Origin of the sequence: Streptococcus sp. 20925_1_69, assembly GCF_041432365.1 — a bacterium.
Lineage (GTDB): Bacteria > Bacillota > Bacilli > Lactobacillales > Streptococcaceae > Streptococcus.
In genome coordinates this window covers 80,640-100,955 of sequence record NZ_JAPVZL010000007.1, presented here as the reverse complement: position 1 = coordinate 100,955, position 20,316 = coordinate 80,640, and the positions used below count along the sequence as shown (strand labels likewise).

The 20,316-nt window shown below is 40.4% G+C and carries 22 protein-coding genes; 4 read left to right on the top strand and 18 right to left on the bottom strand.

Translation table 11 applies throughout. The features are described 5' to 3' along the window. Positions 1-61: 61 nt before the first annotated feature. From ftsX to O3601_RS06400, 14 genes are all read right to left on the bottom strand, one after another. Positions 62-988 (bottom strand): permease-like cell division protein FtsX, encoded by a 927-nt coding sequence (gene ftsX / locus O3601_RS06465; protein WP_000625550.1) that lies wholly within the window; start codon positions 986-988, stop codon positions 62-64. Next, positions 981-1,673, bottom strand: a complete 693-nt coding sequence (ftsE, locus tag O3601_RS06460; RefSeq protein ID WP_000022265.1) for a cell division ATP-binding protein FtsE — start codon at positions 1,671-1,673, stop codon at positions 981-983. The genes ftsX and ftsE overlap by 8 nt, the downstream gene beginning before the upstream one ends. Before the next feature lie 17 nt (positions 1,674-1,690). Beyond that, positions 1,691-2,786 (bottom strand): peptide chain release factor 2 gene (gene prfB / locus O3601_RS06455; protein WP_142246371.1). Its coding sequence is split into 2 segments (ribosomal slippage): positions 1,691-2,713 and positions 2,715-2,786, totalling 1,095 coding nucleotides; the frame shifts between segments, so codons are not numbered across the junction. Between the two features lie 108 nt (positions 2,787-2,894). After that, positions 2,895-3,551: a CBS domain-containing protein gene (locus O3601_RS06450; protein ID WP_000268660.1), complete on the bottom strand. Its 657-nt coding sequence runs from the start codon at positions 3,549-3,551 to the stop codon at positions 2,895-2,897. Positions 3,552-3,962: 411 nt separating this feature from the next. Then, a complete protein-coding gene (locus tag O3601_RS06445) occupies positions 3,963-4,673 on the bottom strand; it encodes an ABC transporter ATP-binding protein (protein ID WP_000062200.1) in 711 nt (236 codons plus the stop codon). Further along, on the bottom strand, positions 4,673-5,437 hold the full coding sequence (locus O3601_RS06440) for an ABC transporter ATP-binding protein (RefSeq protein ID WP_001185997.1): 765 nt from the start codon (positions 5,435-5,437) through the stop codon (positions 4,673-4,675). Before O3601_RS06440 ends, O3601_RS06445 begins: the two co-directional genes overlap by 1 nt. Continuing rightward, a complete protein-coding gene (locus O3601_RS06435; RefSeq protein WP_371471859.1) occupies positions 5,437-6,393 on the bottom strand; it encodes a branched-chain amino acid ABC transporter permease in 957 nt (318 codons plus the stop codon). Before O3601_RS06435 ends, O3601_RS06440 begins: the two co-directional genes overlap by 1 nt. Before the next feature lie 3 nt (positions 6,394-6,396). Next, positions 6,397-7,266 carry a branched-chain amino acid ABC transporter permease gene (locus tag O3601_RS06430; protein ID WP_000941427.1) on the bottom strand — a complete coding sequence of 290 codons (870 nt, stop codon included), beginning with the start codon at positions 7,264-7,266 and terminating at the stop codon, positions 6,397-6,399. A gap of 117 nt (positions 7,267-7,383) precedes the next feature. Next, complete coding sequence (locus O3601_RS06425) at positions 7,384-8,544, bottom strand: ABC transporter substrate-binding protein (RefSeq protein ID WP_000726116.1); 1,161 nt, start codon at positions 8,542-8,544, stop codon at positions 7,384-7,386. Positions 8,545-8,610: 66 nt separating this feature from the next. Then, positions 8,611-8,898 (bottom strand): YlbG family protein, encoded by a 288-nt coding sequence (locus O3601_RS06420; protein WP_261070561.1) that lies wholly within the window; start codon positions 8,896-8,898, stop codon positions 8,611-8,613. A gap of 78 nt (positions 8,899-8,976) precedes the next feature. Beyond that, positions 8,977-9,567: an ATP-dependent Clp protease proteolytic subunit ClpP gene (gene clpP, locus O3601_RS06415; protein WP_000613475.1), complete on the bottom strand. Its 591-nt coding sequence runs from the start codon at positions 9,565-9,567 to the stop codon at positions 8,977-8,979. A 173-nt stretch (positions 9,568-9,740) separates the two neighbouring features. After that, the gene (gene upp, locus O3601_RS06410; RefSeq protein ID WP_371471855.1) at positions 9,741-10,370 is read right to left on the bottom strand and encodes a uracil phosphoribosyltransferase; all 630 of its coding nucleotides are present in this window, start codon (positions 10,368-10,370) and stop codon (positions 9,741-9,743) included. Positions 10,371-10,458: 88 nt separating this feature from the next. Further along, entirely contained in the window at positions 10,459-10,926 is a 468-nt protein-coding gene (locus O3601_RS06405; RefSeq protein WP_000138511.1) for a cytidine/deoxycytidylate deaminase family protein, read from the bottom strand. An 18-nt stretch (positions 10,927-10,944) separates the two neighbouring features. Continuing rightward, positions 10,945-11,502, bottom strand: a complete 558-nt coding sequence (locus O3601_RS06400; protein ID WP_000004136.1) for a TetR/AcrR family transcriptional regulator — start codon at positions 11,500-11,502, stop codon at positions 10,945-10,947. 124 nt (positions 11,503-11,626) lie between these two features. Here O3601_RS06400 and O3601_RS06395 point away from each other — a divergent pair, with 124 nt between their 5' ends. Genes O3601_RS06395 through O3601_RS06385 form a run of 3 tightly spaced genes read left to right on the top strand, consistent with a single transcriptional unit; the run spans position 11,627 to position 14,272 of the window. After that, a complete protein-coding gene (locus tag O3601_RS06395) occupies positions 11,627-12,472 on the top strand; it encodes a DegV family protein (protein ID WP_173253609.1) in 846 nt (281 codons plus the stop codon). A gap of 57 nt (positions 12,473-12,529) precedes the next feature. Further along, on the top strand, positions 12,530-13,702 hold the full coding sequence (locus tag O3601_RS06390) for an NAD(P)/FAD-dependent oxidoreductase (RefSeq protein WP_000680067.1): 1,173 nt from the start codon (positions 12,530-12,532) through the stop codon (positions 13,700-13,702). A 48-nt stretch (positions 13,703-13,750) separates the two neighbouring features. Beyond that, complete coding sequence (locus tag O3601_RS06385; RefSeq protein WP_000400056.1) at positions 13,751-14,272, top strand: DUF1697 domain-containing protein; 522 nt, start codon at positions 13,751-13,753, stop codon at positions 14,270-14,272. Positions 14,273-14,313: 41 nt separating this feature from the next. Here the strand turns inward: O3601_RS06385 and O3601_RS06380 are convergent, their stop codons facing one another. Then, entirely contained in the window at positions 14,314-15,054 is a 741-nt protein-coding gene (locus O3601_RS06380; RefSeq protein ID WP_371471851.1) for a MerR family transcriptional regulator, read from the bottom strand. Between the two features lie 235 nt (positions 15,055-15,289). Here O3601_RS06380 and O3601_RS06375 point away from each other — a divergent pair, with 235 nt between their 5' ends. After that, the gene (locus O3601_RS06375) at positions 15,290-16,630 is read left to right on the top strand and encodes a sodium-dependent transporter (protein ID WP_371471849.1); all 1,341 of its coding nucleotides are present in this window, start codon (positions 15,290-15,292) and stop codon (positions 16,628-16,630) included. Positions 16,631-16,670: 40 nt separating this feature from the next. Here the strand turns inward: O3601_RS06375 and manA are convergent, their stop codons facing one another. The 3 genes from manA to spxB form a co-directional block, all read right to left on the bottom strand. Further along, entirely contained in the window at positions 16,671-17,615 is a 945-nt protein-coding gene (manA, locus tag O3601_RS06370) for a mannose-6-phosphate isomerase, class I (RefSeq protein WP_371471847.1), read from the bottom strand. A 161-nt stretch (positions 17,616-17,776) separates the two neighbouring features. Next, positions 17,777-18,124: a VOC family protein gene (locus tag O3601_RS06365; protein ID WP_261012598.1), complete on the bottom strand. Its 348-nt coding sequence runs from the start codon at positions 18,122-18,124 to the stop codon at positions 17,777-17,779. A gap of 254 nt (positions 18,125-18,378) precedes the next feature. Beyond that, on the bottom strand, positions 18,379-20,154 hold the full coding sequence (spxB, locus tag O3601_RS06360; RefSeq protein ID WP_261033212.1) for a pyruvate oxidase: 1,776 nt from the start codon (positions 20,152-20,154) through the stop codon (positions 18,379-18,381). Positions 20,155-20,316 lie beyond the last annotated feature (162 nt).

Here is a 20,316-nt window from a genome sequence, read left to right as displayed (position 1 = left end):
CTAAAATTTTTGTAGCAAAAAAGGAGATCATTTAATCTCCTCATAAAAGTAGCTATTTTATCTAAATCTTCAAGAATCGGCGCATGGAAATTCCTGATCCCAGTGAACCAATGAAAATTCCAATCACAAATAATAGGGCAATCATCAGAGGAGTAAATACCTCTGGCGCGATCATAGACAGATTTTGTCCGACCAATGACTTATTGACAGATTGGTAAACCATTCGATAAACAATAAAGACCAACACTGATGGCGCAGTTGCTCCAAGCAAACCAATGAAGGCACCTTCAAGTAAGAACGGTCCACGGATATAACTGTTCTTAGCACCAACCAAGCGCATGATTTGAATTTCGCGACTGCGAGAAATAATGGTAATACGAATGGTATTTGAAATCAAGAAAACTGCAATGAAAATCAAAAGTCCTGCAATAACTAATCCCCAAACACGGATAAATGATGCTAGTTGGAATAGGCGTTCTGTATTGGCACCACCATCCTGAACCTCAGACACACCTTCAATTTTTTTAGCATCTTCAGCCACAGTTTTTACATCACTTGGCGTATTTGTATCAACGATATAGGCATCATAGAGGGGATTGGCATCTCCTTCAAAAATTTTCCAGTTATCACCCATTGTCTCGGTTAATTTTTCATATTGTTCTTCTTTACTTGAAAAAGTAACACTCTTAACAGTAGACATCCCCTTCAAAGCATTGTATACCTTGTGGTAGTCATTATTTGTAACAGTTTGACCTTCTTTTTCAATGGTCTCGCTATTATCAGCTACATCCTTGCGAATATAAACCATCACTCGAACATTATTTTCAATATCTGTAGCTAGTTTCGCTGTATTGAAAATAACAGAAGCAAATATGGCAACCAAGGTCAAAGTTATCATGACTGAGCTGACAGCAGCCACTGTCATCCAACCATTTCGTTTCAAACTTTTTAGGGATTCAAATAAATGGCGAAAAAATCTACTAATCATCGTATCCATACTCTCCTTTTGATTCGTCACGAACAACACGGCCATTTTCAATGGCAATGACACGGTGGCGCAAGGTATTTACAATCTGGCTATTATGAGTCGCCATCAAAATAGTTGTCCCTTGTAGGTTAATTCGTTCCAAGAGATTCATAATTTCCCATGAATTATCCGGGTCCAGGTTTCCTGTTGGTTCATCGGCTATCAGTACTTTGGGATTATTTACAATAGCACGCGCAATCGCAATCCGCTGTTGCTCCCCACCTGAGAGCTCATTTGGAAAAGAACGAACCTTGTGCTTCAACCCAACCAAGTCCAAAACTTCCATCACCCGTTTTTTGATATTACGGCGATTTTCCCCGATTACTTCCATAGCATAAGCAATATTTTCATAGACAGTTTTCTTTGGCAAGAGTTTATAATCCTGGAAGACAACCCCAACACTACGACGTAGAAGTGGGACATCTTTCTTTTTAATCTTAACCAGATTAAAACCAGCAACTGATAGGCTTCCTTTATCGATTTTTACTTCACGATATAGAGAACGAATGAAGGTTGACTTCCCTGCTCCTGAAGGTCCTACAATGTAAGCAAATTCTCCTGGTTGAACGCTGACCGAAACACCGCGTAGGGCAGTCGTTCCGTTGTCGTATTTTTTGACGACATCTCTCATTTCAATAATTGACATGTGAGTTCCTTTCTATCTTAGCTGATTCGCCACTTGAGATAAGCATCGATAAAACCATCTAGGTCTCCGTCCATAACCTTATCTACCTGAGCAACTTCAAAGCTAGTTCGATGATCTTTTACCATAGTATATGGCGTGAAAACATAAGAACGAATTTGGCTTCCCCATGTGATTTCCTTTTTCTCACCCTTAAGGGAATCAACTTCCGCAGCTTTCTTTTCTTGCTCCATTTGATAGAGCTTAGCCTGCAACATCTTCATAGCTCGATCTCTATTTCCATACTGGGTACGATCAACCGTTGATTGGACAACAATTCCAGTTGGAATGTGTGTCAAACGCACCCCTGTTGAAACCTTGTTAACGTTTTGTCCACCGGCACCACCTGAACGGAAGGTATCCATCTTGATATCATCTTCACGGATTTCCACTTCAATGGTATCATCCAACTCTGGCATCACTTCTACAGATGTGAAAGAGGTATGGCGACGTTTGGCAGAGTCAAATGGTGAGATTCGAACCAAGCGATGAACACCCATTTCTGACTTAAGAAGACCATAGGCATTAGGCCCTTCAAATGATAAGGTTACTGACTTGATACCAGCTTCGTCTCCTGCTTGGTAATCCAAGACTTCGACTTTAAAGCCTTTGGCATTTCCATAGCGAGTATACATACGAAGCAACATATCACCCCAGTCTTGAGCCTCTGTACCACCAGAACCTGGATGAATTTCCAAAATCGCATTATTGTGGTCATAAGGTTCTGACAAGAGAAGGGTCATCTCATAGCTGGTCATCATCTTATCAAGTTCGGCTAACTGCGTTACCAGTTCTTCATGCACTGACTCGTCTTCAGCTAAAAAGTCCAATAAAATTTCGACTTCATCCTGCAACTCTTCCATCTTATGGAAGGTATTGTAAGTGTTTTTTAATTCATTTAATTCTTGCGACGTTTTTTGGGCCGCGATATTATCGTTCCAAAAATCAGGTTCTGTCATCTTGTTTTCCAAGATAGCAATCTCTTCCTCTAGACCTTCTAGGTCAAAGAGACCCCCTGAAAGAAGCTAATTTTTCACGATTTGCGTCAATTTTCTGACGAATTACTGAAATGTCCATAAATACTCCTTTTTTACATCATTTCATTATAGCATATTTTATCATTTCTTTCCATCTTTTGCTCTAATCCCTTATTACACGTAAAAAGAAGCCTTTCGGCTTCCCTCCTTACAAGACTTTTGCTGAAGTACGAGTAATTTCTTCTACTTGAATATTCTCTGATTCAAATTTTTCTTTCAAAGCTGGTAAATCAATTGATCCATCGATTTGAACTTCGATGATCACCTTACCATCCTTACGCGGAATATTGACTGTATGAGAGATATTCAAATTTTCTTCTGCAATCAAAGAAACAATCTTTCCGAGGACACCGACTTCATCTTCTGTAACAAAGCGCACACGAATACCTTCTTCTCCATAGCCAGCAATTTCAAGAAAGGCTTGGAAAACGTCACGGTCAGTAATAACACCATAGACTTGATGGTTATCTACTACAGGAAGAATACCAATCTTATTTTTCAACATCAGATAAGTTGCATCCTCTAGACTCGCATAGCCTGAAACAGTGACAACATCGCGAATCATCACATCTTTTACTTTTGTCTTATTTAGAAGATAATTCATCTCATAGATAGAAAGACTGGTTGCTTTTGATGGACTTGCTTGCGCAATGGTACCCTCAGTTACCAAACCAACTAATTGATCATTTTCGATAACAGGCAAGCGGTGCAATCCTTGCTCTCTCATTAAATCTGCTGCATGAGATACTGTTGTATCTGGACTAATATAAACTACCTTGCGGGTCATAAAATCTTTAACTGCCATGAGACTTCTCCTTTTCTATTCTTATCCCTATTATACAATCTTTTTGCAAATCTATCAAACGCTTACATTTCTTTTTCAAAATTCAGAAAAGTATGAATAAGCTAGCAAAAAGAGCTCTAAATCGAGCTCTATGAATGAAGGTAAGATACCTTTCATTCGATTTTTTAATTATTAGAAATTAACCTTTCAATGTAGATGCAGATTTGTTTGCAATCTATATCTGCCGACTAAAAAGGTCGCCCAGATCATAATGATGATTGCTTCGCAATCTCCATCTGCCGACTAAAACAATCCACTGGATTTGATGATTGCTTCGCAATCTCTATTCACCGACTAAAAAGGTCCCCCGGACTATAATGATGATTACTTCGTAATCTTCATCTGCCGACTAAAACAATCCACTGGATTGTTTTAGCCACCTAGATATGCTTTTCTGACTTCTTCTGATGAAGCGAGTTCTTTTCCTGTTCCTGATAGAACGATTTTCCCTGTTTCCAGTACATAGCCTCGGTCAGAGATTGCGAGTGCTTTATTGGCATTTTGTTCAATCAAGAGGACGGTTGTCCCTTGTTTCTGGATATCTTGAATGATATCAAAAATTTCTTGGATAAAGATTGGGGCAAGTCCCATTGATGGTTCATCTAAAAGAAGAAGTTTTGGTGTTGACATGAGGGCGCGTCCCATGGCAAGCATTTGCTGTTCCCCTCCTGAAAGAGTGGCTGCATCTTGGTTCTTCCGTTCTTCAAGACGAGGGAAGCGTGAGAAAACCTTCTTCAAGTTAGCTTGATTTTCTTCACGATTTTTCTTTAAGAAAGCTCCCATTTCAAGATTTTCCATAACAGTCAAGCCAGGAAAGACATGGCGTCCTTCTGGAACTTGTGAAAGCCCACCTGCCACGATTTTTTGAGCTGGCATTTTTTGGATTTCTTGACCTAAAAATTCAATCTTTCCAGAACTTGGTCGAACCAAACCAGACAAGGTACGGAGAATAGTTGTCTTACCTGCACCATTGGCACCGATAAGGGAAACAACTTCTCCTTCATTCACTTCAAAGCTTACATCACGGACTGCCTGGATCATGCCGTAATGCACAGAAAGATTATCAACTTTTAACATAGACATTAGGCTTCACCTCCTAGATAAGCTTCGATAACGCGTTTATTGGTCTTAATTTCGTCCGGAGTTCCCTGAGCAATCAAACGACCGTATTCAAGTACGTAGATGCGTTCTGTAACTTCCATAACCAGATTCATATCGTGTTCAATCAGCATGATTGTAATCTTAAATTCATCTTTAATACGACGAATTAACTCAGTCAATTCTGCTGTTTCCTGCGGGTTCATACCTGCTGCTGGTTCATCTAAAAAGAGAATTTTAGGTTCCGTAGCGAGGGCACGAACAATTTCCAAACGACGTTGTTGTCCGTAGGCAAGATTTTTAGCAAGAGTCTCTGCATCACCATCCAAATCAAAGATTTTCAGCAATTCCAAAGCTTTAGCTTTTAATTCTTTTTCACTCTTGTAAAAAGCTGGTAAGCGTAAGAAACTAGCAAAAACATGTTGTTTGTGATGGTTGCCAAAAGCAATCAAAACATTGTCCAAAACTGTTAAATCTTTAAAGAGACGGATATTTTGGAAAGTACGTCCAAGTCCCAAAGAGGCAATCTTATAAGGTGACTTCCCATTCAAAAGGTGACCATCTAAGGTAACGGTTCCCTCACTTGGTTCATAAACACCGGTCAAAAGATTGAAAAGAGTTGTTTTACCAGCTCCGTTTGGACCGATTAGCCCAACCAATTCCCCTTCGTTTAATTCAAGAGTCACATCTCCAACAGCTGTTAGACCGCCAAAATGTTTGGTTAACTGTTTTACTTCAAGTAATGCCATTAGTTTTGTTCCTCCTTCTTAGATTTTTTAAAGAAACGTGATAGGCTCAATTCCCATGTTCCAAGAAGTCCACCTGGTCTGAAAATCATTACCAATACCAAGGCCAAAGCGTAAATAATCATACGCACGCTGGCAACATCTTGGAGAAGCATATTCAAAATTCCCAGAACAATAGCTGAAACAATCGCACCTGTAATTGAACCAAGTCCACCAAATACAACAATGATCAATACGTTGATTGAGTTGATGAAAGTGTAATCTTTCGGTACAACTGAACCGATAAATCCTGCCTGAAGTGACCCTGCAATACTTGCAGTAATAGCACCAAAGACAAAGGCGATGATTTTCATTTTAGTCGTATTAACCCCAACTGACTCAGCAGCGATTTCATCCTCACGAACAGAGAGGGTTGAACGACCAATTGGACTACGCAAGAAGTTCAAGGTTGCAATGGTTGTAATCACGACAAAGAAGTATACCATTTGCCAAGTTGTAAAGTTAGGAATTCCCAAGATACCTGCCGCACCATTTGTAAGGCTTCCGCCATTGATGATAAAGATACGGATAATTTCAGAAACACCTAGAGTTGCTACTGCAAGATAGTCCCCCTTCAAACGTAAGGTTGGAATTCCGACAAGCAAGGCAACTGCCCCTGAAAGCAAAGCACCTATCAGCATGGCTCCAAAGAAGGCACCGTAGGTTGGTGATTTAGAACCAATAATAGCAGCGGCATAAGCACCAATCGCCATGAAACCAGCATGCCCAAGTGAAAATTGTCCTGAAAAACCAACGATTAAGTTGAGACCAACAGCCAGAATAATATTAATTCCAATTTGTTGTAAAATCTGTACATAGAATAGATTGAGTACTCCGACTGAGACCAGTACACTAATCAAGCCATAACCAGCTAACAAAAGGAGTAACCATAGAATATTAACTTTTAAATTTTCCTTCATCGTTTACACCTTCTCTTTCACATTCTTACCAAGGATACCAGCTGGGCGGACAATCAAGATCAACAACAAGATTCCATAAACAATGGCATCACGGAAGTCTGACATCCCAAAGGCTGTCGCAAAGGTTTCCAATAGACCAATTACAAAACCACCAAGTGCCGCACCAGGAATGATTCCGATACCACCAAGTACAGCGGCAACGAAAGACTTAAGACCTGGCGTAACCCCCATCAAAGGTTCAAGAGAGTTATAATAAAGGGCAATCAGAACACCAGCCGCACCCGCAAGAGCAGAACCCAATGCGAAGGTAAAGCTGATAGTACGGTTTACATTGATCCCCATCAATTGCGCCGCATCGCTATCTACGGATACTGCACGCATGGCTTTCCCCATCTTAGTTTTTTGGACAATGACTTGTAACAAAATCATCAAAATCAAGGAAATGGCCAAAATCATTAACTGCACGTTTGTTAGGCTAACTGGTCCCAAATCATAGCGAACTGTTTGAATCGCTTGAGGGAAGGCACGGGTATTGGCACCAACCAGATAGACCATTCCATACTCAAGTAGGAAAGAAACCCCAATAGCTGTAATCAAAACAGCAATACGAGTAGAGTGACGCAAAGGTCGGTAAGCAAGGAACTCAATCACGACACCAAGAATGGCTGTCGCAAGCATAGCTACAATAAGCGCTACGAAGAAATTCATTTGGAAAGAATTAATCAAGAAATAACCAATAAAGGCTCCCATCATATAAATATCACCGTGGGCGAAGTTGATGAGCTTGATAATTCCGTAAACCATGGTATATCCTAGGGCTAACAGCGCATAAACACTACCTAGAATCAAACCATTTACTAGTTGTTGGAGCATAAAATTCACTCTTTCTATTTATAATTTTGAGGGTTTTCCCTCATTTTTTTGATAAGTTCTTAAACATCGAAACAGGGAGTGAGTCAGAGGCTCATTCCCTATTTCAACATTTTTCTATTATGGTTTTACAACTTCAGCTGCTTCAACCTTACCATTGTTCATGGTCATCATGTAAGCAGTTTTAACTGTGTTGTGGTCCGCATCGAAGCTTGTTTGACCAGTTACACCTTCAAAGTCTTTTGTTTTAGCAAGGTTATCCTTGATTTCACCTGAGTTTTTAGCACCTTTTGCTGCATTTGCTACAAGGTGAACTGAGTCATAAGCCAAGGCTGCAAATGTTGAAGGCTCTTCATTGTACTTAGCACGGTATGCGTCAAGGAAGGCTTTTGCTTTAGCTGAAACTTCTACAGTAGTTGAGAAGCCTGAGATAAAGTAGATGTTTGATGCTTTTTCAGCAGTTGCTTGTTGTACAAACTCTTCACCGTTAAATCCATCACCACCAACGATTGGTTTGTCAATTCCCATGCCACGCGCTTGGTTTACAATTTTACCAGCTTCAGTGTAGTAACCAGGGACGATGATAGCATCAAAGTCTTTCCCTTTCATTTTTGTAAGGGCTGCTTGGAAGTCTGTGTCACCTGCTACGAAAGTTTCATCTGCAACGATTTCACCTTTGTAAGCTTCACGGAAGGCTTTGGCAATACCTTTAGCATAGTCGCTGGCATTGTCAGTGTAAAGAACAACTTTCTTAGCTTGCAATTTTTCCGAAACATAGTTTGAGATAATTTTTCCTTGGAAGCTATCTTGGAAAGTTCCGATAAAGAGGTAATCTTGACCTTTAGTCAATCCATCTTGAGTCGCACTTGGCGAAATCAATGGAACACCTGCTTTTGTAGCGTTAGCCACCGCAGCTGCAGTCGCACCAGATGTTGCAGGTCCTACGATTGCTGATACTTTAGATTGAGTTACAAGGTTAGTTGTTACTGAAGCTGCCTCTGCTGTTTCAGACTTGTTATCTTTATCGACTACTTCGATTTGTTTTCCATCGATACCACCTGCCGCATTGATTTCATCAACGGCAAGTTGGGCACCTTTTTGTTCAGATGTTCCGTAGGCTGCTACGGCACCAGTTTCCTCGAAGTTAAATCCGATTTTGATTGTCTTTTCATCCACTGAGTTACCAGCAGCGTTTGACGCTCCGGACTTCACTTCTCCACAGGCTGCAAGAAGTGCTACACTTGCAAGCGCTACAAACGATAGGGCAAATTTTTTCTTCATCTTTTTTGTCTCCTTATTTCTTAAATAAATAGCATGTTAAGAATATACCGAATTATCAGAAAATTGTCAACACTTTTCTTGAACTTTTTCGATGATAACGTTTTCCTCTCGATAAAGATTGCCCACAAAGGGTGTTTCCAACTCTTGGATATGACAAACTCTAACTTTTTTAATAAATTTTTCCTTGCTCAAGTGCCCAATCAATTGCTCCACTTCTTGAGTTGGAACATAGAGTTGTAAGTAACGATGTTTCTTGGAATGATAAGTAATATCTCCATAATCCTGCAATTTTTTGGCATCACGATTATAGTAAAGATAGATAATCAAGCCAGATCGATTGACTTTTTCAAACATGATAAATCCTCTTTCTAAGAAATCTCTCCCTATTATACCAAAAAAAGCAAACCCAGTCGAGTTTGCCTTCTTTAATCATTAGTTCAATGAATTGTTGGCCATGATTTCATCAATGAAGCCATATTCAAGTGTTTCTTGAGCGCTCATCCAATTATCGCGTTCTGCATCTGCGTGAACTTTTTCGATTGACTGACCTGAATTTTCAGCCAAGATTTTTTCCAAGGTGTTACGAGTTTTAAGCAAGTGTTCTGCAGCAATCGCCATATCGGTTTGTTGAGTACCACCACCTGTACCACCCATTGGTTGGTGGATCATGTATTCAGCATTTGGAAGCATGAAACGTTTGCCTTTGGCTCCACTTGATGCGATAACTGTTCCCATAGATGCAGCCATTCCCATAACGATGGTTTGGACATCTGCCTTGATAAAGTTCATGGTATCAACGATTGCCAAACCAGCTGAAACGGAACCCCCTGGTGTATTGACATAAAGGTAAATATCTTTTGTACTATCTTGGGCATCCAAGAAAAGCAATTGGGCAATAACAGAATTAGCCATATTGTCTTCAACTGGACCTGTCAGCATAATGATGCGGTCTTTTAGAAGACGTGAGTAAATATCGTAAGAACGTTCTCCACGGCTTGTTTGTTCAATAACTACAGGAATCATTCATTTCTCCTTTTGAGTTTTATTTTTGTTTGTCAAATGACTGAAGATAAGACTATTATAATATCTTGGTCAAAAAAGGTCAAATTTTTGCTCTGTTTTCATTACACAGAAACAAAAATTCAACCTCCTTTCGTGACTGGAAATTCTTTTTCAAGTCATTCTTCTTTTCGATCTTATTTTGTACCGAACAAGCGGTCTCCAGCATCTCCAAGACCTGGAACGATATAACCGTGTTCGTTCAAGCGGTCGTCCAAGGCTGCTGTAAAGATTTCTACATCTGGATGAGCTTCTTGAAGAGCTTTTACACCTTCTGGAGCAGATACAAGGCAGACAAATTTGATATTTGATGCGCCACGTTTTTTAAGCGAGTCAACAGCTAAGATTGCTGAACCACCTGTTGCCAACATTGGGTCTACTACAAAAATTTGGCGTTGGTCAATATCTTCAGGCAATTTTACCAAGTACTCAACTGGTTGAAGTGTTTCTTCATCACGGTACATACCGATGTGACCAACTTTAGCAGCTGGAACCAAGCTCAAGAGACCATCAACCATCCCGATACCTGCACGCAAGATTGGAACGATAGCCAATTTCTTACCTGTCAATTGTTTTTGAACTGTTTTTGTGATTGGTGTTTCGATTTCCACATCTTCTAGTGGAAGATCACGAAGTACTTCATACCCCATCAACATTGCAATCTCATCTACTAGCTCACGAAAAGCTTTTGTAGAAGTATCTGTACGACGCAAGATTGACAATTTGTGTTGAATCAGTGGATGATTAATAACTTCAATTTTTCCCATTTTTGGAATTCCTTCTTTCAATTTATTTTTCTTATTATACCAAAAAAAGGTTTAAAAATCTTTCTATACCATTTATTTTAGATAATTTTTACATTAAATCAGCCTCTTTAAGAGCTGCCTGTACTGTCTCAAGTGGTAAATGAGTCAATTCTGTTCCCTTTTCCTGATAAAGGTATTGGGCATAGTCGTCCATTCGGTACTGATTAATATAAACCACGCGCTTGCAACCGACCTGAAGCAATTGTTTGGTGCAATTCAGACAAGGAAAATGGGTCACATAGGCTGTAAAGCCTTTAGGAACACCACGTTCTGCACCTTGAAGGATTGCATTGACCTCGGCATGAAGGGTGCGAACACAGTGGCCTTCAATGACCAGACATTCGTGATCAATACAATGCTCGGTACCTGACACCGAACCATTGTAACCCGTGGAAATAACCTTATTATCCTTTACCAGAATCGCGCCTACTTTGGCACGCTTACAAGTGGAACGATTGGCAATTAGTAGGGCTTGAGCTGCAAAATACTCATCCCAGGCTAATCTGTTTTCAGTCATATCTTTTCTCCTTTTTCTCTATTTTTTAAAAAATGGTAAGCGTAAATCCGCAATCTTTTCAGCAGGTACCTTCATGCCATCCTTAATCCATTTTAGAAGGACAGAGACGATAGCCGAGCTCCAAAAGGAATGAAGATAAGAGCTGACACCTTTTGATTTTCCATGGTATTTTTCCAGAAACTCCTGCATGGCTTGGACAAAGATTTTTTCCAGATGGTAATCCAAGGCCAACTGAATCACTCTGGCTTCCTTTCTTGCTTCTCGGAAAAGGTGAACCCAGACCAGATAAAGGTCTGTCTTTAAATCATAATGATGCAACTGTTCCATAATATTGTGGACAGTTCGTTTAAAGACGCTCTCTAAAATTTCCTCTTTGGAATCATAATTGCGGTAAAAGGCCGCACGTGAAACGCCTGCACGTTTAACCAATTCAGAAATGCTAATCTTGGTCAAGTCCTTTTTTTCCAAGAGCTGCAAGAGGGCTGTTTCGATGGCTTCTCTAGTTAATAAATTGGATTCTTGGTTTGATTTTCTGAGATTTTCAAGAGACTTTTCAGAGATTCTACGTTCAGACATAACATTTTCTTTCTACTTGTCACAACAGACGGAGGAGGCTTTTGTTTCAAGGGTTTTCATGATATAATTGTAAAAAAAGACAGAACCTTTGTCAATGTATAACTGACAAAGATGGAGAATTTCTATGACTTGGAAGATTATTGCTGACTCTGGTTGTGATTATCGTCAGCTGGAGACACCAGCAATTGATACAACCTTTGTAAGTGTCCCCTTAACCATTCAAGTAGCTGATCAGGTCTTTGTTGATGATGCCAGTCTTGACATTGATCAAATGATGGAAACCATGTATGCAACTGCAGAAGCTTCAAAATCAGCTTGTCCAAGCCCAGATGATTATTTGCGAGCATTTGAAGGAGCCAAAAACATTTTCCTAGTAACCATCACTGGTACTCTTTCTGGCAGCCACAATAGTGCTCAACTGGCTAAGAATATTTATCTGGAAGACCATCCTGACACTAAGATTCATGTGATTGATAGTTTGTCTGCTGGTGGTGAGGTTGACTTGCTCGTAGAAAAATTAAATGACTTGATTGACCAGGGCTTATCTTTTGAAGAAGTGGTTGAAGCTATCACTGCCTATCAAGAAAAAACCAAGCTGCTCTTTGTTCTAGCCAAAGTCGATAACTTGGTAAAAAACGGCCGTTTGAGCAAGCTTATCGGTACAGTCGTTGGGCTTCTCAACATCCGTATGGTCGGAGAAGCTAGTGAAACTGGAACTCTCGAATTGCTACAAAAAGCAAGAGGAGCAAAGAAATCGATTCAGGCAGCCTATGAAGAGTTAGTGAAAGCAGGATATGCTGGTGGTCGTATTGTCATGGCTCAACGCAATAACGAGAAATGTTGCCAACAGCTTTCAGAGCGAATCCGTGAAAATTTCCCACAGGCGGATATTAAAATTCTCCCAACATCTGGTCTCTGCAGTTTTTATGCAGAAGATGGTGGTTTGCTGATGGGATATGAAATTGATTAATTGCATTCTTGACAAGAGGTGATCATCATCTCTTGTTTTTTGTGGTACAATAGAGCTATGAAACATTTTGATACTATTGTCATCGGTGGAGGTCCTGCTGGCATGATGGCTACGATTTCCAGTAGCTTTTATGGTCAGAAAACCCTCCTCATCGAAAAAAATCGGAAACTTGGAAAAAAATTAGCTGGGACTGGTGGGGGACGTTGCAATGTAACCAACAACGGAACTCTAGATGACCTACTAGCTGGAATCCCTGGGAACGGACGCTTTCTTTATAGTGTCTTCTCCCAGTTTGATAACCATGATATCATTAACTTTTTTACGGAAAATGGGGTTAAACTTAAGGTCGAGGACCACGGACGCGTCTTTCCTGCTACTGACAAGTCTCGGACAATTATAGAGGCCTTGGAAAAGAAAATCACTGAGCTAGGCGGCCAAGTTGCTACTCAAACCGAGATTGTTTCGGTTAAAAAGGTAGATGACCAATTTGTCCTTAAGTCCGTAGACCAAAGCTTCACTTGTGAGAAACTCATTGTCACAACTGGTGGGAAATCCTATCCTTCCACTGGCTCGACTGGTTTTGGCCACGAGATTGCTCGTCATTTCAAGCATACCATTACCGAGCTTGAGGCTGCTGAAAGTCCTTTGTTGACAGATTTTCCACACAAGGCCTTGCAAGGAATTTCATTGGACGATGTGACCCTAAGCTATGGTAAGCATGTTATCACTCACGATTTGCTCTTTACCCACTTTGGTTTGTCAGGCCCTGCTGCCCTGCGTATGTCCAGCTTTGTCAAGGGTGGGGAGGTTCTCTCGCTAGATGTTTTACCTCAACTTTCTGAGAAGGACTTGGCTACATTTCTAGAAGAAAATCGGGAAAAATCCTTGAAAAATGCTTTAAGAACCTTGTTGCCAGAACGCTTGGCAGAATTTTTTGCGCAAGGATATCCAGAAAAAGTCAAACAGTTGACTGAAAAGGAACGAGAACAACTTCTCCAGTCCATCAAGGAACTTAAAATTCCTGTAACTGGTAAAATGTCTCTTGCCAAATCCTTTGTTACTAAGGGTGGCGTCAGTCTCAAGGAAATTAATCCTAAAACCCTGGAAAGTAAGCTGGTACCTGGCCTCCACTTTGCTGGTGAGGTACTGGATATCAACGCCCACACGGGTGGTTTTAACATCACTTCTGCCCTCTGCACTGGCTGGGTGGCGGGATCAAATCCAAACTAAATCTAAATTATTCAATGGCTAAATCAGCCCCAAAAGAAAGGAAGTCCTTTGGAACATATTATCTTGTTAAGGGGAGTTACTCCTAATGGAAAAAATGCTGTCCCTAAAATGTCTTATCTAGTAGATATCTTGACAGAAGCTGGTTTTCAACACGTTCGAACCTATATTCAAAGTGGGAATATCATTCTTGAAAGTGACTTAGATATAGAAAAAATACGAGAACGTGTTCATACTCTAATAAATGAAAATATTGGTGCTGACTTAAAAATGGTAATCAAGAACAAAAGTGATTTTAAAAAAATTGTCCAAGAAAACCCTTTTGGAGAACACTATCTTTATGACCGTGTACACGTGATTTTTTATCAAGAAGCTATTCAAAGTCTCCCTTTAGAAAAATTGAAAATTGATTACGGTGAAGAAGAAATTTGTATCGGTAACCATTGTCTTTACCTCTATCTCCCTAGAACTGCAAAACAAAAGAAACTCCATACCAACTATCTTGAAAAGCTTTTTAATGTAGATTTGACCATGCGAAAACTAAATGTAGTAGAAAAATTATTAAGCAAGTAGTGCTTGAATTTAGTAAAAATCGGAATAATACTCCTCCGATTTTATTTTGTCTGAGTTTGGACATAGTGAGCAATGACATCTGACGTGTACTGGGCTGTTCCAGATCCAAATTTGTCAATGTTTTCCTTAAATTCTGGGTTGTAGACGTAGCCTTTACCGATATGACCGAATACCTCAATAGAGCAGTCAAATCCATAAGTACGAATAGCTTGCAAGAGTTTGGCTGCTTCTTCTTGATTTTCGGTTGCTGTTACAGGTAGACCAGCTTGAAGATTTTGTGACAAGGCTCGAAAGACTTGATTGAAAGCAGCCGTAGCTTCGTCTTCGTGACCTTTTTGGCGCTCCAGCGCTTGGTCCATGACTTCTTGTCCATATTTCTCTACCGCCTCTTGGTGGTATTTTTGATGGTCTTGGTAGTTAAATCCAGCAAATTTCTCTTGAATGCTCATTTCTCTTTCTCCTTTTTGTTCTTGAATGGTTTTTTGCAAGGTTGAAATCAAGGTATCCAGATGTTCCCTCTCTCGAGTCAAATAGTCCAACTGCCTGGTCAAATGAGGCAATAAGTCTGATCTATCTTCCTTTAATAGCTCTGCTATTTTTTCTAAAGAAAAGCCTAGATATTTATAGTAAAGAATGACCTGAAGGCGTTCCAAATCCTTCTGACTGTAGGTTCGATAGCCATTTTCCGACTTTAAAGGAACCAAAAGTCCTATCTTATCGTAGTGGTGTAGGGTCTTGACAGAGACGCCCGAAAGCTGCGCAGCTTCTTTTATATGGTACATGATTTCCTCCTTACATTGATAGTATAACCCCTCCCCTTAGGTCAGAGTCAAGCGTTTTTGTGAATTTTTTTTACTTTATCATAACATGAAAATGGTTTTCTTGACAGACCTTAGAAAACATGATAGGATAGTCAAGTCTATCAATCAAAAGAAACGCTCATCTTGAGTACTTATGAGGCTATTTGCCAAGGGCAGTAGCTTTTTCTTTTGGAACACTAATTTTAGGAGTTTAACTATGTCTGAAAAATCGCAATGGGGTTCTAAACTGGGCTTTATCCTAGCATCTGCTGGTTCAGCCATCGGCCTTGGTGCCGTTTGGAAATTCCCTTATATGACTGCTGCTAACGGTGGAGGAGGCTTTTTACTGGTCTTTCTCATTTCCACTATTCTAATCGGTTTTCCCCTTTTGCTAGCTGAGTTTGCCCTCGGCCGAAGTGCTGGTGTTTCAGCTATCAAAACCTTTGGAAAACTCGGCAAGAATAGCAATTATAACTTTATCGGTTGGATTGGTGCCTTTGCCCTCTTTATCCTTTTATCGTTTTACAGTGTTATTGGGGGCTGGATTTTAGTCTATCTAGGCATTGAGTTTGGAAAATTGTTCCAGCTTGGTGGAACGGGGGATTATGCTCAATTATTTACTTCAATCATTTCAAGTCCAGTCATTGCCCTCGGAGCTCAAGCAGCCTTTATCCTATTGAACATCTTTATTGTATCACGTGGGGTTCAAAAAGGGATTGAAAGAGCATCTAAGGTTATGATGCCCCTGCTCTTTATCATCTTTGTCGTCATCATCGGCCGCTCTCTCAGCTTGCCAAATGCCACGGAAGGCGTTCTTTACTTCCTCAAACCAGACTTCTCTAAGCTAACAAGTGCAGGTCTCCTCTATGCTCTAGGACAATCTTTCTTTGCCCTCTCACTAGGTGTCACAGCCATGCTGACCTATGCTTCTTACTTGGACAAGAAAACCAATCTAGTCCAGTCAGGAATTTCCATTGTAGCTATGAACATCTCGGTATCCATCATGGCGGGTCTAGCCATTTTCCCAGCCATGTCAGCCTTCAATATCCAGTCTGAAGGGGGACCGAGCCTGCTCTTTATCGTCTTGCCTCAACTCTTTGACAAGATGCCTTTGGGAACCATTTTCTACATCCTCTTCCTCCTGCTCTTCCTCTTTGCGACGGTCACTTCTTCTGTCGTTATGCTGGAAATCAATGTGGGGAATATCACTAATCAGGACAACAGCAAACGTGCTAAGTGGAGTGTGATTTTAGGAATTTTGACCTTTGTCTTTGGAATTCCTTCAGCCCTTTCTTACAGTGTCATGGCGGATGTTCACATTTTTGGGAAGACCTTCTTTGACGCTATGGACTTCTTGGTTTCCAATCTCCTCATGCCATTTGGAGCTCTCTGCCTTTCACTTTTTACAGGCTACATCTTTAAAAAGGCTCTTGCTATGGAGGAACTGCATCTTGATGAAACAGCATGGAAACAGGGACTGTTCCAAGTCTGGCTCTTCCTTCTTCGTTTCATCATTCCAATCATCATCATCGTGGTCTTCATCGCCCAATTTATGTAATCAAAAAGGACTTGAGTAGTAAACTCAGGCCCTTTCTTTTTTATGGATGACTAACAATCAATTCCAAACCTTGCCCTTCCAGAGTCCAAACTTCAACATCACTTGGTAGAATAAAGTGGCTGCCTTTTTGGATTGGATAGTTCTTTCCATCAACAGTTAGCTGACCTTGACCGGCTAAGACACTCAACAAGCTGTAATCAGCTGTCTTTTCGAAGTCAACTTTTCCATCGATTTCCCACTTGTAGACTGCAAAGAAATCGTTGGACACAAGTAAAGTTGATCGTAAATCATCTGCTTTGACAGTCACAGGACGGCTATTGGCAGGCTCTCCAATGTTTAAAACATCGATAGATTTTTCAAGGTGAAGTTCACGCAAGTTTCCATTATCGTCCTTGCGGTCAAAGTCATAGACGCGATAGGTGGTATCACTAGACTGTTGCGTTTCAAGAATCAAGATGCCCGCACCAATAGCATGCATAGTGCCACTTGGCACATAGAAGAAATCTCCAGCTTTAACTGGTACTTTTGTCAACAAAGCATCCCAATTCTTGTCCTCAATTTGCTGGCGGAGTTCTTCTTTTGATTTGGCATTATGCCCGTAGATAATCTCTGAACCTTCATCCGCAGCGATGATGTACCAGCATTCTGTTTTTCCGAGTTCGCCTTCATGCTCGAGTCCATAGGCATCATCTGGGTGAACTTGGACGCTGAGCCAGTCGTTGGCATCCAGAATCTTAGTCAAAAGTGGAAATACAGAGTCTGGACGATTACCAAACAATTCACGGTGTTCTGCATACAAAGTAGCTAGATCTGTTCCTTCAAAGCGACCATTGGCAACTTTAGAGACGCCATTTGGATGGGCTGATATGGCCCAATATTCTCCGATTTTTTCACTTGGGATGTCATAACCAAACTCATCACGTAGCTTGGTACCACCCCAGATTTTTTCTTGCATAACTGATTGTAAAAATAATGGTTCTGACATGTCAATCTCCTATCTGATTTTTCTCCCTCATTATAGCAAAAAGCTCCATCTAATTGAACTCTTTTTCATATCTTATAAAGTAGGGAGAAGATTTTATAAAAATAGTGAATAAATCCCTTCTTATGCTATAACTTTTGTTTGCAATCAAACTCTACTATGTCCTATTTCATACGATAAAAATCAATCACTAGACCAGCAGGGCCTTTAACTAATAAGGACTCTGTCCCCCAATCCGTTTCACAAATACCGTGTAAAATCTCGACACCAATCTCTTTCAACCGTTGGTAATTCTGATTTAGATCCTCAACCTCGATATGAAGAATGATTCCTGACTGAAAGTTTTCTAAAGGAATCAAATGATTTTGGGACAACATCAGACAGTGACTGCCAATCGTAAACTGAGCAAAACCATCATCAGCATAATCTGCCTTTTTATCCAAGATATGCTCCAAGTCAGCACAGACTTGGGGAACATCTGAAACGATAATATCTAATTGATTTAAATTCATTTACTATCCTCCATAAAAAGACCGGATTGCTCCGATCTTTTCAAGTTTCTCTCTATGAAAATCAAAGAATAAATAAGGTGGAACCAAGTTTGATGGCAAATCTTTGCTCATCAAACTACGAAAAATCCTTTGGGACTTTTTCTAGGCTCCACACTAGATTCCATCATTGAAATTTATGGTTTCAATGATGGAATCGTCGGCAGTAACCTAATAAAGAAGTCTATAAATTTATCTTTAGTTTTCGACGAGAGAAATTATTTAATTGCGCGTGATTGCAATCCTTCTTCTTCCAAGAAGAGACGGAATGGTACGAGTTCTTCTGCTTCGTATTTTTCCTTGAAGGCTTTGATTGCTTCTTCTGAGTGAAGTTTTGGATCCAATTCAAGTACTTCTACTGGAAGTGGACGGTGTGGAGTGATGCGAGCATCGATCACAACAGTTTTACCTTCTTTGCTCAATTTAACAGCTTCTGCAACAACTGCATCGATGTCTTCGATACGGTCAACTGTAAATCCAACAGCTCCTTGAGCTTCAGCGATTTTCGCATAGTCAGCATTAGGGAAGTCACAACCAAACAAGTGTTTGTTTGTGTCTTCGTATTTGTCCTTGATGAAGGCATATTTACCATTTGAGAAGACAACGTTGATAACTGGAAGGTCGTATTGAACGTTTGTGATAACGTCTGGGTAGCACATGTTGAATGCACCATCACCCATGATGTTCCATACTTGGCGATCTGGATTGTCTTTCTTAGCAGCGATACCACCAGGAAGTGCAATACCCATTGTCGCAAAGAGTGGAGATGTACGCCACATGTTCTTAGGTGTCATGTGAAGGTGACGAGTAGATGTTTGAGTAGTGTCACCTACGTCGATTGAGTAGATAGCGTCTTGATCAGCATGTTTGTTGATTGCATTGTAAACTTGGTACAATTGCAATTCACCCTCAGTTTTACCTTCGATTTTGTTCATGTAATCACGCCAGTTTTGGTTGTTCTTAACGTTTGCACGCCACCATGGAGTAGATTCAACTGGGTTCACTTTGTCAAGGATAGCTTTAGCTGCTTGACCTGCATCACCAAGGATTGAAGCGTCTAGGGCATGACGTTTACCAAGTTTGTAAGGGTCGATATCGACTTGGATGAATTTTTCAGTGTTCTTGAATGCTTCGTAAACTTCAGCAAATGGGAAGTTTGAACCAAGGAAAAGAACTGTGTCTGCTTCAAAGACAACTTCGTTGGCTGGTTTCCAACCAACACGGTAAGCAGAACCTGTCAAACCTTCATAGTTCCATTCAAAGGCTTCAAAGTTTTTACCAGTTGTGATGATTGGTGCTTTGATTTTACGTGACAATTCAGTAATCACTTCACCAGCTTTCACACCACCGTAACCAGCGTAAATAACTGGACGTTCAGCATTGTTCAAGATTTCAACAGCTTTGTTGATTTCAACTTCGTTCAAAGCAGGAGCAATGAATGAACGTTCGTATGAACCTGAACCGTAGTATGAGTTTTCGTCGATTTCTTGGAAACCGAAGTTTACTGGGATTTCAACAACAGCTGGACCTTTTTTAGAAACTGCAGCACGACAAGCTTCGTCAATAACTTTTGGCAATTGCTCAGCGTAAGCTACACGTTTGTTGTATACAGCGATACCGTTGTACATTGGGTTTTGGTTCAATTCTTGGAAAGCATCCATGTTCAATTCGTTAACTGGACGTGATCCAAGGATCGCTAGGAATGGAGTGTTATCCATAGCTGCATCGTAAACACCGTTAATCAAGTGAGTCGCACCTGGACCACCTGAACCAACTGCAACCCCGATTGAGCCGCCGAATTTAGCTTGCATAACCGCTGCAAGAGCACCTGTTTCTTCGTGGCGAACTTGCAAGAAGCGGATATCTTTGTCTTCAGCCAAAGCGTCCATCAATGAGCTGAGTGTTCCTGATGGGATACCGTAGATTGTATCTACGCCCCATGTTTTCAATACATTAAGCATTGCTGCAGATGCAGTAATTTTCCCTTGAGTCATAATGATAACTCTCCTTCAAATATTTTTAAATCTACTAAAAAAGGTTTCATATAGTTTTTGAAAACGTTTCAGTAAATTTTTACAATACTAATTTATCACATTTATTTTGACTTTACTAAGAATCTGCTCAGAAGTTTTTATTCTCTATTGCAGTACAGTTTG